Annotated in this window: 19 protein-coding genes; 3 read left to right on the forward strand and 16 right to left on the reverse strand. The window is 36.1% G+C overall.

Features of this window, described 5'->3' with window-relative positions:
• The first annotated feature begins 116 nt into the window (after positions 1 to 116).
• On the forward strand, positions 117 to 491 hold the full coding sequence (locus Gferi_RS01445; RefSeq protein WP_069973925.1) for a helix-turn-helix domain-containing protein: 375 nt from the start codon (positions 117 to 119) through the stop codon (positions 489 to 491).
• Between the two features lie 198 nt (positions 492 to 689).
• Here the strand turns inward: Gferi_RS01445 and Gferi_RS01450 are convergent, their stop codons facing one another.
• Positions 690 to 938, reverse strand: a complete 249-nt coding sequence (locus tag Gferi_RS01450) for a type II toxin-antitoxin system Phd/YefM family antitoxin (protein ID WP_069973926.1) — start codon at positions 936 to 938, stop codon at positions 690 to 692.
• A 490-nt stretch (positions 939 to 1,428) separates the two neighbouring features.
• Between Gferi_RS01450 and Gferi_RS01455 the strand changes: the two genes are divergently transcribed.
• Both Gferi_RS01455 and Gferi_RS01460 read left to right on the forward strand, forming a co-directional pair.
• Positions 1,429 to 1,941, forward strand: a complete 513-nt coding sequence (locus tag Gferi_RS01455; RefSeq protein WP_069973927.1) for an ImmA/IrrE family metallo-endopeptidase — start codon at positions 1,429 to 1,431, stop codon at positions 1,939 to 1,941.
• Between the two features lie 20 nt (positions 1,942 to 1,961).
• Entirely contained in the window at positions 1,962 to 3,638 is a 1,677-nt protein-coding gene (locus tag Gferi_RS01460) for a recombinase family protein (protein WP_069973928.1), read from the forward strand.
• Here the strand turns inward: Gferi_RS01460 and Gferi_RS01465 are convergent.
• The 15 genes from Gferi_RS01465 to ftsY all read right to left on the reverse strand — a co-directional run bounded on the left by Gferi_RS01465 (position 3,592) and on the right by ftsY (position 14,728).
• A complete protein-coding gene (locus Gferi_RS01465; protein WP_069973929.1) occupies positions 3,592 to 4,677 on the reverse strand; it encodes a YifB family Mg chelatase-like AAA ATPase in 1,086 nt (361 codons plus the stop codon). The genes Gferi_RS01460 and Gferi_RS01465 overlap by 47 nt on opposite strands.
• Before the next feature lie 128 nt (positions 4,678 to 4,805).
• Positions 4,806 to 5,165: a YraN family protein gene (locus Gferi_RS01470; protein ID WP_069973930.1), complete on the reverse strand. Its 360-nt coding sequence runs from the start codon at positions 5,163 to 5,165 to the stop codon at positions 4,806 to 4,808.
• A gap of 6 nt (positions 5,166 to 5,171) precedes the next feature.
• Entirely contained in the window at positions 5,172 to 5,444 is a 273-nt protein-coding gene (locus Gferi_RS01475; RefSeq protein WP_069973931.1) for an EscU/YscU/HrcU family type III secretion system export apparatus switch protein, read from the reverse strand.
• 2 nt (positions 5,445 to 5,446) lie between these two features.
• The gene (locus Gferi_RS01480; RefSeq protein WP_069973932.1) at positions 5,447 to 7,006 is read right to left on the reverse strand and encodes a hypothetical protein; all 1,560 of its coding nucleotides are present in this window, start codon (positions 7,004 to 7,006) and stop codon (positions 5,447 to 5,449) included.
• 11 nt (positions 7,007 to 7,017) lie between these two features.
• Complete coding sequence (locus Gferi_RS01485; protein WP_069973933.1) at positions 7,018 to 7,788, reverse strand: ribonuclease HII; 771 nt, start codon at positions 7,786 to 7,788, stop codon at positions 7,018 to 7,020.
• Between the two features lie 98 nt (positions 7,789 to 7,886).
• The gene (gene ylqF, locus Gferi_RS01490) at positions 7,887 to 8,729 is read right to left on the reverse strand and encodes a ribosome biogenesis GTPase YlqF (RefSeq protein WP_236932737.1); all 843 of its coding nucleotides are present in this window, start codon (positions 8,727 to 8,729) and stop codon (positions 7,887 to 7,889) included.
• A gap of 50 nt (positions 8,730 to 8,779) precedes the next feature.
• The gene (gene lepB / locus Gferi_RS01495; protein ID WP_069973934.1) at positions 8,780 to 9,292 is read right to left on the reverse strand and encodes a signal peptidase I; all 513 of its coding nucleotides are present in this window, start codon (positions 9,290 to 9,292) and stop codon (positions 8,780 to 8,782) included.
• A 59-nt stretch (positions 9,293 to 9,351) separates the two neighbouring features.
• A complete protein-coding gene (gene rplS / locus Gferi_RS01500) occupies positions 9,352 to 9,699 on the reverse strand; it encodes a 50S ribosomal protein L19 (RefSeq protein WP_069973935.1) in 348 nt (115 codons plus the stop codon).
• A 104-nt stretch (positions 9,700 to 9,803) separates the two neighbouring features.
• On the reverse strand, positions 9,804 to 10,550 hold the full coding sequence (gene trmD, locus Gferi_RS01505; RefSeq protein ID WP_069973936.1) for a tRNA (guanosine(37)-N1)-methyltransferase TrmD: 747 nt from the start codon (positions 10,548 to 10,550) through the stop codon (positions 9,804 to 9,806).
• Positions 10,547 to 11,059, reverse strand: a complete 513-nt coding sequence (rimM, locus tag Gferi_RS01510) for a ribosome maturation factor RimM (RefSeq protein WP_069973937.1) — start codon at positions 11,057 to 11,059, stop codon at positions 10,547 to 10,549. The genes trmD and rimM overlap by 4 nt, the downstream gene beginning before the upstream one ends.
• 122 nt (positions 11,060 to 11,181) lie before the next feature.
• Positions 11,182 to 11,412, reverse strand: coding sequence for a KH domain-containing protein (locus tag Gferi_RS01515; protein WP_069973938.1), 231 nt, complete (start codon positions 11,410 to 11,412; stop codon positions 11,182 to 11,184).
• 23 nt (positions 11,413 to 11,435) lie between these two features.
• Positions 11,436 to 11,705 (reverse strand): 30S ribosomal protein S16, encoded by a 270-nt coding sequence (rpsP, locus tag Gferi_RS01520; protein WP_069973939.1) that lies wholly within the window; start codon positions 11,703 to 11,705, stop codon positions 11,436 to 11,438.
• A gap of 33 nt (positions 11,706 to 11,738) precedes the next feature.
• A complete protein-coding gene (gene ffh, locus Gferi_RS01525; protein ID WP_069973940.1) occupies positions 11,739 to 13,085 on the reverse strand; it encodes a signal recognition particle protein in 1,347 nt (448 codons plus the stop codon).
• A gap of 12 nt (positions 13,086 to 13,097) precedes the next feature.
• Positions 13,098 to 13,475 (reverse strand): putative DNA-binding protein, encoded by a 378-nt coding sequence (locus Gferi_RS01530; protein ID WP_069973941.1) that lies wholly within the window; start codon positions 13,473 to 13,475, stop codon positions 13,098 to 13,100.
• A gap of 89 nt (positions 13,476 to 13,564) precedes the next feature.
• Positions 13,565 to 14,728 (reverse strand): signal recognition particle-docking protein FtsY, encoded by a 1,164-nt coding sequence (gene ftsY / locus Gferi_RS01535; protein ID WP_069973942.1) that lies wholly within the window; start codon positions 14,726 to 14,728, stop codon positions 13,565 to 13,567.
• Positions 14,729 to 14,738: the final 10 nt, after the last annotated feature.

Consider the following 14,738-nt stretch of genomic DNA (forward strand, 5'->3'; position numbering starts at 1 on the left):
TTCTAGACAACATTTTGTTGTTTGTCAACAGCCAATTCAACTTTTTGTTGTATTTATTTTTTATCCAACTATCTGTTGTATAATATGTATAAGAAAATATCGGTGGTGAAGCATTCATGTTAAGTGAAAGACTGAAACAATTAAGAACGGAAAATGATTTACTTCAAAAAGATGTAGCTGATAAAATAAATATTACAACTAGTGCATATGGATTCTATGAACAAGGTAAAAGAACTCCAGATGCAGAAACATTACAGAAACTCGCGGATTTTTTTAATGTATCTGTTGATTATCTTCTAGGTAGGACAAACGAAAAGAATTCTATGAATATTAAGGAATCACCGGAAAAGAGGTACGGCTTCGCTACCAAGGCCTATCACAATCTAGATGTTGGTGGGTTGTCAGATGAGGATATCGCTAAAGTTGAAGAGTATATTGAGTTGCTGAAGCAGAAGTACAATCCCGACGGGACTTTGAAGAAGAAAGACTAGAAGACCAAATTTTGGTCTTTTTTTATTTTATGCGACAATTTTTACCTGATTTCTACATGGAATATTAGCTATAATATTGTAAAATCTCTTTTGAAGGAGGATACTATATGCGTACAACAGAAAAACTCTCAGCGGATATACCAGTGTACTGTACGATCATAGCTTGGTCACTTATAATTTGCTCTAAAGATGGATAAATCATTTCGCAAGCTCCTTATAAGCTTCAAAGTTTTTGAACAACATCTTTTTACTTACTTCTTCCCAAGCTTTTTCTTCTTCATTATTTTCTACGGTTTGAGCAATTTCCTCGAAATCTATAACAAGATACTTTGGTTTATTTTGCTTTAAAATAATAACCATCTTTTCTTCGTCAACAATTTTAGTAACTTTTGAGAAGTTTTGATTCGCTTCTGTAATGCTAACTTGTCTCTTAGGATTGATTAACATTTTCAACACCTCTTATATTTTATATTTTAACATATGAATAGGAGAAATTATACCTATTTACTTAACGTGCGAAAAAGCTAAGTTTTTTACCCATTTATTGTCTTAGCGTGGGATTTTCCGACTTTGCTGGTACTACCTCTTCTTAACGGTTTCGTAATGATAACTGGAGCGTCGCATAATTTCATGGCTAGAACACCCTTCCACATCATGCATTCTTCTGATATATTTAATATCGTCCATTGATAACATCCTCTCTGTTCCTCCTTCAGTTCGTCAAACAAACTAAAGGATAACTTAATTTGAGGGGTGTTACAGTGGACTTTTTGCATCACAGACTGTTACACTTTTATATTACATTAAACAATGATATTGATTGTATTCTAAATAAATACTCGAAATTATAATAATTGTCATGCTCTAGTAAGAAAGCTTTTGTTATTTGGAAAAATATGCTACAATTAGAACATATGTTCCATCCGGAGGTACTACTATGCTTACAACAGATGAATTAGAATCCGTTATAACGAAATGTCATATAATTAAAAGCTTTTGTCCCTTACCTGAATCCACCCTTGGGTATTATTATTATGATGGAGACTATTATTGTATCCTGATCAATGAAAGTATTAGAAATGATGAAAGACTTTATAGAATAGTTCTAGCGGAGGAAATTGGTCATTATCGGACCACCATTGGGGATATTACACCTAGAAAATATATGTGTTATCGTGATCGCTTGTTAGTGGATAAGAAAGAACTGCAGGCACTCAGGTGGGCAACAGACCTTTTGATACCTACAGATACACTATTGAAAATTATTAGAGAGAAAACTGCATCCACAGTTCAGGAACTGATTGACTACTTTTTCGTTACTTATGATTTTTTTATGCATAAATTAGATTTCATGGCCAAACAAAAAGACATGTGGGATATTGATGAGGAAAGAGTTTTGTGTCTATACAACCTCCCCTCCGTATTTATTCATCAAAAACCAAAACTTTAAAATAAAAGGAGGTATGATTCATGGCTACAGCAGGTATTTATGTACGAAAGTCCAAAGCTACCGATAAAGGTGAATCTATAGAGAATCAAACAAAACGTGGGATATCCCTCTGTGAAATGCGTGGATGGGACTACATAATCTACGAAGACTATGACTTCTCTGGAAAGACTTTGGACAGACCAGATTTTGAAAGAATGATGAAAGACGCTAAGAATAGAAATATTGATTATATTATTTGTTACAAGCTAGATAGGATCTCTAGAAGCGTAAATGACTTTTCCTCCCTAGTTGAAGAATTAGACAGCCTCGGTGTAGGTTTTATTTGCATTAAAGATAACTTTGATACTACAAGTCCAATGGGTAGAGCTATGATGTATATTACCGCAGTATTTGCCCAACTAGAGCGTGAAACAATTGCCGAACGTGTTAGAGATAATATGATTGATCGAGCTAAAATGGGCAAATGGAATGGTGGGCCTGTTCCCTTTGGCTTCGACGTACAGAGAGATACCATTGTCACTAATGGGCGTAATAAGAAAACTTCAGCACTTACCATTAATGTAGAAGAAGCTAAACTAGTTAAATTGTTTTATGAATGGTATATCCAAGATGAAGGGTCTATTCGCAGCAATACTTTCAGAGCAAATGATCCTATCAATGGATATAAAACAAAACATGGAGCTCTATGGAGTGATAATCAAATGTCGCGACTGCTACAAAATCCTATATATTGTATAGCCGATCAAGAGGCATATGAATATTTTTCTACTCAAACTAAGGTTCAGATAATCAATCGTAGAGAAGATTTTGATGGTAGCCACGGCTTAATGTTTTATAATCGCAGAAAGCCGCACAAGAAAACCTCCAGGGAGAGGGATGAAGAAGAATGGATTTTAGTAATTGGTGATCACCAAGGTATTATTCCCGGGGAAATGTATAAAAAGCTACAAAATAAGCTACATATCAACAAAATAAAAGCGCCTAGACATGGTCAGGGTCTTTCTTCCCCGCTTACTGGTTTAGTAAGATGTGGCAGATGTGGTGCAGCTATGTCAGTTTTCACTTCCAGAAAATCTAAGGATAAATCACAAGGGTTCTGGGCTTACTTCAGATGTATCTGCAGAGAACAAAAATCAAAATTATTATGTGATAATACAAACGTAAGAGCTGATCTTCTGGAACAAATAGTAGTTGGACATATTAGCGGTCTGTGTAATAACAAAAACTTTATTACAGAGCTTCTAGAGGGCTCAAACGATGAGTTAGAGAACAATCGTATACCGCTTATTGCTAAAAGAAATAAATTACAATTAGAATTAGATGTTAATGATAAAGAAATGAAAAACCTAGTTATTGCGCTTGGTAAAGGTATTCTTCCTGAAATAGTTATTCAAAGCCGCTATAAGGAATTAGAAGATCAAAAAAAAGCATTAAAAAAACAACTTCAAGAAGTTGCCCTCGAATTAGAAAACAATTATTCTGAAACCTATAATATTGATATGGTAATGAAATACATAAATACTTTTAATGAGACCTATGAATATCTTACGATTGAAGAAAAGAAAAAACTGCTTAAGCAAATTGTTAAGGAAGTAAAAGTAGATAAGGATAAAGTTGAACTAACACTTTATTTTCTTCCCACTCAAGAGTTTAATGATTTATCACTTTGCTCATACAAGGACAAGGATTCATACTAGCAATCAGCATAAATTTGGAAGGATAGGTCAAAGAGGCATTTACTCTTGATATCGTAACAATTTCATCTTCTATCGGCTGTCTTAGAACTTCTAATACACTTCTATGAAACTCCGACAACTCATCCAAAAATAAAACACCATAGTGGGCCAGGGAAACTTCACCCGGTTTTGGTATCCTTCCACCACCTACCAAAGAAACCGCTGATATAGTATGATGCGGGGCTCGAAAAGGCCTGCTGCAAATAAGAGATCTACCATCATTTAGTAATCCCGCTATGCTGTAAATTTTTGTGACCTCCAGAGATTCTTCATAGGTCATATCTGGCAAAATCGTAGGAAATCTCCTGGCCAACATCGTTTTTCCCGCTCCAGGTGGACCAATCATCAGCAGATTATGACCACCGGCTGCAGCAATCTGAAAAGCGCGTTTTACTACTTCCTGTCCAACCACATCACCAAAGTCCTCTTCATAACAATTTAATTCTTGCGTATTCGAATTAGCGTTTATAAAAATGGGTGCCTGCACCTCAGTACCTTGTAAGTGATCTATAATTTCTGATAGATTTTCAAAAGGGAATATGTCGACATCTGGAATAACAGATACTTCTTTTGCATTCGCTTTCGGAAGAATAATCTTTTTAATCCCCCAGTCTCTAAAAGCAATTACCAGTGGCAGAGCTCCATTAATTCTATTTAGTTTCCCATTTAGTGACATTTCACCGATAAATCCATATTCCCTTATATCCTGATTTTTAATCTGTTCAGATGCCTCAAGTATTCCGAGTGCCATCGGTAAATCTAAATGGCTTCCTTCTTTTCTGGTATCTGCAGGTGCAAGATTTATTGTTATTCTTTTTATCGGAAACTCATAACCAGAGTTCTTAATAGCAGAACGTATTCTTTCTTTAGACTCTTTAACGGTTGCATCAGGTAAACCTACTGTGGTCAGTGATGGTAATCCATTAGATATATCCACTTCAACCTCAATAATATTTCCATCTAGTCCACACAAAACGCAGCTGTTGATCTTAGATAACATATATACGCCTCCTGAAAAAGCAATTCAGCATCATTCTGCTTATATACTTCCATAAATTTCTATATTTTCCTTCTAATTGATCGAATATTTTCAATAAATAAAAAAATCTCCCGAATAATGGAGATTTTTTAAACAATATTTTTAACATGATGAATTTCAGAAAGATTTTCTCCCTCGAATAGAACCTCAACAGCATCAAAGCGGTAACTGCAATCCCCCAATTGTTTAGCTTTTAAATAATTTAAAGCTGTACGTACCATATGCTCTCGTTTTTTATAATTTATAGATTCAATGGGTCTTCCAAAGGCAAGACCTGATCTCGTTTTTACTTCAACAAATATATATGTTTTCCCATCATAAGCGATGATGTCCACTTCTCCCATACAGCACCGGTAATTCATATCCAAGATTTTATATCCCCTCTTCTCTAAGTGAGAGGCTGCCAGCCTTTCACCTAGGGCTCCCAATAGCTTTCGTTTTTTCGTCATTTGCTTCTACTCCTTTGTATCAAGGGTTATGATAAAAGCTAATATCTCTGCTACCACATGATAGAGTTCCGGAGGAATTTCATCTCCAATCGATAAGTTATAAAGCTGCCTCGCCAGCTTTTCATCTTGATAGGTAGGAATTTCATGCACTTCTGCTATTGATTTTATCTTTTGCGCAATTTCTCCCTTACCTTTAGCTACTACTTTTGGCGCATGATCTTTTTCTTCATTGTATTGTATTGCTGCTACAATTTCACTTTTCTCTTTCATGTCTTTCATGGCTACACCCACAAATCTACAAAATTATGTTTTTTCTGATTGAACAGCGCTTCTTGCTCCAGTACAGTTATTAAGTCTAATTTATCTTTAAAAATACTATAGTTGGTATCGACTTTTGTAAAACCCAGCGTTTTTAAAGCCGTGTGCAAACTACTTTCATGCTTTACCACATAATTTTTCACCTGCTCGCTTATCAACCGAAAATTTACTGCTACATATTTTTCTTTAATCTCAATAAAGGCTTGTACTGTATCTAGTGATTTGGTATCTAATGAAATAAATATTTTTAAATCTGATGGATTCAACGAAGAATTCTTTTTCTTTTTATTGCATAGAACGATTTCTAGGTTTCTCTGTTCTCCTTTTATTTGAATAGGCAGCTGCAAAAACCCTTGATAGTCATTGATTTTATTGATAAAGTCAATTCCGCTTTTTAGTGAATCTAATTGCTGGATCACTTCTTTCCCAATTTTCACGGCTCCATTTTCTGCTAAATCCTTTATGTTCTGAATAGTGTTATACAGTTCTTTTATAACCTCTTTAACACTTTCTTTGTCTTGAATCAGCGAGGGTTTTATCCGGCTTCCTATATCTTCAAGATTTTTAACGAGCTGTTCAATTTCTTTTTGACCTTTTAATGCTCCTACGATATCCTCTAGTTGCTTTCCTACAGGAGCGGTATGAAATAGAATCTGGTTGATATTGCTGGCATTTTGTATATTCCCTTGAAAATTATTCTTTAATAGAAATATGATTTTCTCATAGGTCATATTTTGAAGATTAAATCCTGTTTTTGGCACTGGTCTTTTGGCTTCCGATTCTCCACTGCTATATTCAATTGCCGGTTTTTCCATTGTTCCTTCTGCTGGTTTTTCCGCTATTTCAACAGAGCCTTTTGTCATCTTATTTGCAATTTTACTCTCCACATTGAGCAGCACTGTCTCCCCTGTTTTTTCCTTTGTCTCATTGAATCCAGTCTCAGTTCCGGAATGATTTACAGTTGCTTTTACACCATGTTCCGGATTAATTTCTGTACTCAGAACTCTTTTTAAAACCGTTTGAATAGAATGCTCAGATAAATCATCTTCCCCTTTCAAAGGCAAAAGGTGCATCCAGTCCGATACTTTTTCATAAGCTGTTTTTAAGCTGGATATCTCTTTTAGGGTATTTGCCTGGATGGGTAATTGAAAGCGGATCATTTCCTTTACAATCTCAATTTTTTCCTTGTCAGGAGTTAAACCCATTTTTTCTAGCAAGGATGTAATTTTTTGCTCAGCCACCCTAATTGCTTCAGCATCATCAAGAACAGGTTTGAGTAGAATTTGATGATCTTGTATTTCTTTTACTAAAAAATCACACAGCTGTCCAGTCTTCAAGGGTAATGGCATTGTTAGTTTTGCTTGTACAGTCTCCCCGTTTCCCAGATTTAATAAAACAATCTCCCCTGCAATTTGATTAATCTTTGCACGAATTGTCTGCCCCTCTTTAAGGGAGCCACTGGATTCTTCTTTGTTCTGTTGTGATGGAATATTAAATGTTAAACATTCATTATGAATTTTCATCGTAAAAACTCCTATAAATTTTGTAAAAAGGATTTTCTATGGATTGGGGTTATACCATGTTTTTCAATGCTCTCGTAATGTTCCTTGGTGCCATACCCCTTGTGTGAAACAAATCCGTATTCTGGAAAAACTTCATGATACTGATTCATAATTCTATCCCTGGTTACTTTTGCAATAATCGATGCAGCTGCAATACTGATGCTTTTCTGGTCACCCTTTATGACCGATTGTTGTTTAATCTTTATATCGGTTAATTTTACTGCATCGATAAGCAGAAAATCTGATTTTATTTCAAGATTTTTTACAGCCTCTCCCATAGCTCTTTTGGTGGCACGCAGAATATTAATTTCATCGATCACATTGTTTTCTACAATGCCTACACCGACTGCCAAAGCTTTTTCATTTATGATATCATATAGTTTCTCCCTTTTCTTTTCCGAAATTTTTTTTGAATCATTGATTCCATCTATAAACAAATCGAAGGGTAAAATAACTGCAGCTGCAACTACAGGCCCTGCAAGGGGACCTCTTCCCGCTTCATCTAATCCGGCAATCATTCTATACCCTTCTTTAGCCAGCTCCTTTTCATAAAACCATAAGGATTCTACCCGTTCTTTCTCTGTTGAAAGCTTTTCCAACTTTTTTTGAAGCTTTAGTCCTATTTTTTGCACTGCACTTCTTTCATCCTCCATCAGTTTTGGTATATACAACTTATAGTGCTCACTTACTTGATCTTTTAAAAAGGCTTCGATCTCTTTCCCTGTCATCGCTTTAAAATCCATGTTTTTCTTGTTCCTCCTGCCCTTCGTCTTTTAACTATTATACCATAATCCTTATCTAATCAAGTAAAATAAGCTTAGAGGTGCAAAATAAAAAAGCACTATGCTTCAATAGTGCTTATATAATCTTCCGGTTTTTCTAATGTAATTTTTCCTATTTTTCCACTTCTAAATTCGTCTAGAATCAGATTTGCAGTTCTGGCATAATCAATTCTTCCACCTGAAAAAATACACCCTCTATTCTTTGCGATTCCTTCTAAATTCTCCAAATCTTCTTGGAAAATTTCTGATAGCTTATATCTTTCCTGAATCTGATCGGTATATTCTCTTACAAGATAGGCCACAAGATGCAATGCTATGGTTTCTATATCCAGCACTTCATCTTTTATCGCACCAGTAAAAGCTAGTTTAAACCCTACCTGTTGATCTTCAAACTTTGGCCATAGAATTCCGGGTGTATCCAGCAGTTCAATATTGCCTCTTAGCCGTACCCACTGCTTCCCCTTTGTAACACCCGGTTTATCCCCCGTTTTTGCACTTTTTTTACCTGTTAGTCTATTAATAATTGAAGACTTTCCAACATTAGGAATGCCTACGATCATAGATCTTACAGCTCTTTTTCTCATACCTTTATTTACAAGTGCATCCATTTTTTCTTTTGCAGCAGCTTCTACTAATGCAGTCATTTTATCTAAGCCTTCACCAGTCATTGAGTTTACTGGAATCGCATTAATTCCTTGTGCTGCAAAGTAGTTTATCCATCTCCTTGTGACCTGTGGGTCCGCTAAATCACTCTTATTTAGAACTATCACCCTAGGTTTTCTTTCAACCAGTTCATCAATCTGAGGATTTCTACTGCTCATAGGAATTCTGGCGTCCAGCAGTTCAATGACTACATCTACCAGCTTGAGGTTCTCCTGAATAAGCTCTTTCGTTTTCTTCATATGTCCTGGATACCAATTGATATGCACAACAATCACCACACATTTTATATTTATTGTATTTTGGACAGGGGCCAAATCTTTAATAATGCTCTTCCTTTAACATGATAGACGGGAACAAATCCTACATCTTCAAACCTGCTGTCTTTACTATTATTTCTATTATCCCCTAAAACAAAAATTGTATTTTCAGGGACGATTCTTTTATGAAAATCTCCAAGAGTTACCTCAAGAATATAAGGTTCATCTAAGGGTACATTATCGACAAACACCCTGCCATCGGTAATCTCAACCGTGTTTCCCTCGACAGCAATAACTCTTTTGATAAAATTATATTTTGGTTCATGGGGATACCGAAATACAACGATATCTCCCGCTTTAGGCTTATGTATTAAATATCCTGCTTTATATACAATCAGTCTTTCATGATTGGCTAATGTAGGCATCATAGAATTTCCGTCAACTTGAATCAAATCAAACAAAAATGCTTTGATTAAGATTGCCAAAACAACCGCAATTGCAATTGTTTCTAACCATTCTCTTAATTCATTTTTTGATTTGTTCATAAAAAGACTTCACCTCATTTTTAGACCCATATTAATAAAGGGACTGAAAATCAGTCCCTTTAGAAAAACTTTTTCTCTTTAATTTTTGCTGCTTTACCAGTTCTTTCACGAAGATAATTTAACTTCGCTCTACGCACTTTACCTCTCTTCACGATTTCGATCTTATCAATCTTTGGTGAATGTAAAGGTAATGTTCTCTCAACGCCTACACCGTAAGAAATTCTTCTTACTGTAAAGGTTTCACTGGCCCCGCCATTTTGTCTCTTTAAGATAACACCTTCGAAAACCTGAATTCTTTCTCTATTACCTTCTTTTACTTTTAAGTGAACTTTTACTGTGTCATCAATTGCAAAATTAGGAATATCTGACTTCATATTTTCTTGCTCAATCGCACGAATAATATCCATAATTGCCCCTCCTTCCTTCCTAGACGTTCTTGCTACCTTATTAGCAGAGGACCGTCCGTAATGCCACAAGTCATTATATCACAATACCAATGAGAAGACAATGCCTATTTCTCTAATATTTCTTTCATTAGTTTGCGGATCATTTGTTTTTCCTTTTCAGGTAACCCTGGATTTTGTATGTATTTTTCCAATAGATCCGGCCGATTTCGAATTGTAAGCTTTAGTGCCTCTGTTTTTCTCCACGCCTCAATATTTTTATGATTCCCGGACAACAACGTTTCTGGCACCTTGAGCCCACGGTATTCACTAGGTCTTGTATATTGCGGATACTCCAATAATCCGGAATAAAAAGATTCGTCCATAAAGGATTCGCTTTGGCTTAATACACCCGGGATCATTCTTGCTACTGCATCGATTACCACCATAGCCGGAAGCTCTCCCCCGGTTAATACATAATCTCCTATGGAAATCTCATCAGTCACCCAATAATCCAGTACTCTTTGATCGATTCCCTCATAATGCCCGCAAAGAAAGACCAGATGTTCTTCTTTAGATAACGCTATGGCCATCTCCTGATGAAAGGTTTTTCCTTTGGGAGACATATAAAGAATTCTTGCTTTTTCTACTCCGATAGATTCAAGCGCATTGAAAATAGGTTCAGGCTGCATCACCATCCCCGCACCCCCACCATAGGGATAATCATCTACTCGCTTATGTTTATTTTCGGCATAGTCTCGAATATTATAAACCTGTATATTTAAGATTTCCTTTTCTCTGGCCCTGCCAATAATACTTTCTCCTAGAGGAGCCTCAAACATATGGGGAAAAAGTGTTAATATATCAATTTTCATTCTAAAAAACCCTCAATCAATTGCACCGTAATCTTTTTTTCTTTCATATCTACTTCTTTAATAAACTCACCTACTGCTGGAATCAAAATACTTTTTTCAGGATTTTTATGATAGGTTATTTCATAGATGTCATTACCTGCTGACTGTATTACCTCTTTAAGTACACCAAGATATTCATGCTCTTGCGTGTAGACCTCCATACCAATCAAATCCACAATATAATAAGTATCCTCAGGCAATATTCGAGAGAACGCTTTAGGAATTGTCAGATATTTCGTTTTAAACTTTTCAGCTTCGTTGATATCATCTATCCCTTTTAGCTTTAGAATCACAAGTTCATTCTTATATCTTACTTTTTCGATAAAATACTTTTTATCTGTGTCCTCACCCATATAAACCCAATCAATTTCTTCAAATCTTTCTTTATAATCCGTTAAAGGATATATCCTCATCTCCCCGCGAATTCCTTGTGTATTCACGATCTGCCCTACTCTAAGCAGTTTATTCATAAGCTCACCTGCCTCTTGTTACATCCTGAGCGAATCTACTTTTATCAGTATTTCCATGGCTCTCTTTTTGTATACAAAGATGAAATAGAATAAAAGGATTAGGCAGACCTAATCCTTTCATTTTATTGAATAATTTCTACAACTACTCTTTTATTATCCTTGGTAGCGGCGGCCTTTACAACAGTTCTGATCGCTTTGGCAATCCTTCCCTGCTTACCGATCACCTTTCCCATGTCTTCAGCAGCAACCTTTAATTCTACAATTAAAGATTGCTTTCCTTCAATTTCATTTACAAAAACTTCGTCTGGGTTATCTACTAATGCTTTAGCGATTACTTTTACTAATTCACCCATTTTTACACACCCCCTGAAAGCGATTATGCTTTCTTAGACTGCTCGAACTTTTCAATAACGCCATATTTTTTGAATAGGTCTCTTACAGTATCTGTAGGTTGCGCACCTGTCTTTAACCACTTAATTGCTTTTTCATCATCAATTCTTACTTCAGCTGGATCTGCAACTGGGTTGTAATATCCTAGCTCTTCGATGAATCTGCCATCTCTAGGTGAACGAGAATCTGCAACTACAAGTCTATAGAAAGGCTTCTTTTTAGCTCCCATTCTTTTCAATCTAATTTTTACCGCCACATTCTTCACCTCCTTTAAATATCCTGTAATGATTTATCTTCCAAGAAATGGAAATTTCATTTTGCCACCCTTTTTCATGCCTTTTTCCATATCGGCAAATTGCTTCATCATTTTTCTTGTCTGCTCAAACTGCTTTAATAAATTATTTACTTTTTGTACCGTCGTACCACTGCCTAAAGCAATTCGTTTTCTCCTACTGCCATTGATAATCGACGGGTTCTTTCTCTCCGCTTTTGTCATTGATTTAATAATGGCTTCAATATGAACAAGCTCTTTTTCATCTACTTCTAGATTTTTAAGCTGCTTTGAATTTGCACCGGGAATCATTTCCAAAAGCTGGCTCAAAGGCCCCATATTCTTCATCTGTTGAAGTTGATCCAAAAAATCATCAAATGTAAAATCTTGTGATTTTATCTTCTTTTCTAACTCTCTTGCTTTTTTCTCATCAAAGTTTGCCTGGGCTTTTTCAATAAGGCTTAAAATGTCTCCCATGCCCAAAATTCTTGAAGCCATTCTATCCGGGAAAAAAGGTTCCAAGTCATTGAGTTTTTCCCCCATACCAATAAACTTGATAGGTTTATTGGTAACAGCTCGTACAGAGAGGGCAGCGCCGCCCCTTGTATCCCCGTCCAGCTTCGTCAGAATTACTCCGTCAATCCCGAGTTTTTCATTAAATATTTCTGCCACATTGACTGCATCCTGCCCTGTCATAGCATCCAAAACTAATAGGATCTCATGAGGTTTGACTTCTTGCTTTATATTCTGAAGTTCTTCCATAAGATTCTCATCTACATGAAGTCTTCCGGCGGTATCAATAATGACTAAGTCATTTCCATGCTTTACTGCGTGTTCTACACCAGCCTTTGCAATATGAACAGGATTTACTTTATCTCCAAGTGAGAAAACCGGCAAATCTAATTGTCCTCCAACAACCTGCAACTGCTTGATCGCAGCAGGACGGTAAATATCCCCGGCTATAAGGAGAGGTCTCTTGCCTGACTTTTTCAAGAATCCCCCTAATTTTCCGCCGGTTGTAGTTTTACCCGCACCTTGCAACCCTACCAACATGATAACCGTAGGCGGTTTCGAAGAAAATGCAATTTTACTCTGTGTTGTCCCCATTAATGCAGTTAATTCTTCATTGACAATCTTTATAACCTGTTGTCCCGGAGTAAGACTTTCTAATACCTCATTTCCCACAGCTCTATCTTTAACTTTATCTATAAAATCCTTTACAACCTTGAAGTTTACATCCGCTTCCAGAAGAGCTAGCTTTACTTCGCGCATCGCTTCTTTAACGTCTTTTTCTGTAAGTTTGCCCTTGCCCTTCAGCTTTTGCAGTGCTCCTTGGAGTTTATCAGCCAACCCTTCAAAAACCATTTTGTTACCTCCCTAAGGGCTATTTTCCAATATGTGTATAGCAATAGATCTAACTTTTTTTATTTCTTCTTGAAAATCACGCATATCATTCTTTGAGAGATCAATATGGTGTTCTATTTTTTCTGCGATTTCAAGAATCTTCTCTATATCTCTCTGTGTATTAATAAATTTTTCAACCAATCCTAATTTTTCTTCGTACTCGAATAGTACTTTCTCAGTTCTTTTTATCGTATCATATACAGCTTGACGGCTTACGCTTAGTTGTTCAGATATTTCTCCTAATGAATAATCGTTATTGTAATAGAGTTGTACTACCTCTTGCTGTTTTTCCGTAAGCAGCTGTCCATAAAAATCATATAGAAGGCTAATTTGGAGCATTTTATCAAACATCTGAACACTTCCTTACTGATACATGTGTAAAGGTTTTTTGCTTTACACATGTAATTCTACCTTACATTGACATTCTTGTCAACGTTTTTTTATACATCATCGCCAAATAAAGCATTTACAAAAGCCCGCGGTTCAAAAACCTGCAAGTCATTCATCCCTTCTCCTACGCCGATCAATTTTACAGGTACATTTAATTCAGAACTAATGGCTAAAACAACACCTCCTTTAGCCGTACCATCCAACTTTGTCAGTATAATGCCATTAATATCTACCACCTCTTTAAAGGTTTTCGCCTGTTGTATAGCATTTTGTCCTGTTGTAGCATCTAAAACCAGCAGAATGTCCTTTGTAGCATCTCCATATTCCTTTTCCAAAACCTTGCTAACTTTTCCTAATTCATTCATTAGATTTTTTTTGTTATGCAGTCTACCTGCAGTGTCGCAAATCAATACATCGATTTTTCTAGCCTTTGCAGACTGTATTGCATCAAATAAGACTGCTGCCGGATCTGCACCTTCTTGATGCTTTATAACATCTACACCGACCCGGTTGCCCCAAATTTCTAGCTGATCTATGGCCGCAGCTCTAAAAGTATCTCCAGCAGCTAGCAGTACTTTTTTTCCTTGGCTTTTAATACGATGTGCAATTTTTCCAATCGAAGTTGTCTTACCAACCCCATTTACTCCAACAATTAGCAATATGGCTGGAGCAGGTTGGATTCCTAACTGATGCGCGTCACCAAAATCTAATATCTCTATCAATATCTCCTTGAGCAATCCTTTTAGTTCAGAAGCTTCAGTGATTTTTTTCTCCTTCGCTTCTACTTTTAGTTTTTCGATAATTTTCATTGTTGTATTAATGCCCACATCAGAAGTAATCAAAATTTCTTCAATTTCTTCGAATAATTCATCATCAACTTTTTTATAGGTCTTCAAAACCTGGTCTACCTTGTCTGCTATGCCTTGTCTTGTTTTGGTCAATCCTTCTTTTAGACGGGCGAAAAATCCTGATTTTTCTGGAATCTCTTCTCCTGCTTGCTGAATCTCTACAGGCGACTCTTTCTCTTCTATAGAATCTGCTGCCTGCCATTCTTCTCCAATGAGATCTTCTTCTGCAAGATCTTCTCCTATATAATGCTCTCCATTCACTTCGTCATCCTCAACGATTTCTTCAGCTTCTATAATCTCTTCCAATTTTTGTTCTTCTTTTTTATCTTCATCTTTTTTTAATTTAGACAGTATTTTCTTAAACATTTTAACCCTC

This window comes from Geosporobacter ferrireducens (assembly GCF_001750685.1).
Lineage (GTDB): Bacteria > Bacillota > Clostridia > Peptostreptococcales > Thermotaleaceae > Geosporobacter > Geosporobacter ferrireducens.

Coding starts and splice junctions, on each gene's coding strand:
- Gferi_RS01445 (WP_069973925.1), top strand. CDS start 117: ATGTTAAGTGAAAGACTGAAACAATTAAGAACGGAAAATGATTTACTT.
- Gferi_RS01450 (WP_069973926.1), bottom strand. CDS start 938: ATGTTAATCAATCCTAAGAGACAAGTTAGCATTACAGAAGCGAATCAA.
- Gferi_RS01455 (WP_069973927.1), top strand. CDS start 1,429: ATGCTTACAACAGATGAATTAGAATCCGTTATAACGAAATGTCATATA.
- Gferi_RS01460 (WP_069973928.1), top strand. CDS start 1,962: ATGGCTACAGCAGGTATTTATGTACGAAAGTCCAAAGCTACCGATAAA.
- Gferi_RS01465 (WP_069973929.1), bottom strand. CDS start 4,677: ATGTTATCTAAGATCAACAGCTGCGTTTTGTGTGGACTAGATGGAAAT.
- Gferi_RS01470 (WP_069973930.1), bottom strand. CDS start 5,165: ATGACGAAAAAACGAAAGCTATTGGGAGCCCTAGGTGAAAGGCTGGCA.
- Gferi_RS01475 (WP_069973931.1), bottom strand. CDS start 5,444: ATGAAAGACATGAAAGAGAAAAGTGAAATTGTAGCAGCAATACAATAC.
- Gferi_RS01480 (WP_069973932.1), bottom strand. CDS start 7,006: ATGAAAATTCATAATGAATGTTTAACATTTAATATTCCATCACAACAG.
- Gferi_RS01485 (WP_069973933.1), bottom strand. CDS start 7,788: ATGGATTTTAAAGCGATGACAGGGAAAGAGATCGAAGCCTTTTTAAAA.
- ylqF (WP_236932737.1), bottom strand. CDS start 8,729: ATGAAGAAAACGAAAGAGCTTATTCAGGAGAACCTCAAGCTGGTAGAT.
- lepB (WP_069973934.1), bottom strand. CDS start 9,292: ATGAACAAATCAAAAAATGAATTAAGAGAATGGTTAGAAACAATTGCA.
- rplS (WP_069973935.1), bottom strand. CDS start 9,699: ATGGATATTATTCGTGCGATTGAGCAAGAAAATATGAAGTCAGATATT.
- trmD (WP_069973936.1), bottom strand. CDS start 10,550: ATGAAAATTGATATATTAACACTTTTTCCCCATATGTTTGAGGCTCCT.
- rimM (WP_069973937.1), bottom strand. CDS start 11,059: ATGAATAAACTGCTTAGAGTAGGGCAGATCGTGAATACACAAGGAATT.
- Gferi_RS01515 (WP_069973938.1), bottom strand. CDS start 11,412: ATGGGTGAATTAGTAAAAGTAATCGCTAAAGCATTAGTAGATAACCCA.
- ffh (WP_069973940.1), bottom strand. CDS start 13,085: ATGGTTTTTGAAGGGTTGGCTGATAAACTCCAAGGAGCACTGCAAAAG.
- Gferi_RS01530 (WP_069973941.1), bottom strand. CDS start 13,475: ATGTTTGATAAAATGCTCCAAATTAGCCTTCTATATGATTTTTATGGA.
- ftsY (WP_069973942.1), bottom strand. CDS start 14,728: ATGTTTAAGAAAATACTGTCTAAATTAAAAAAAGATGAAGATAAAAAA.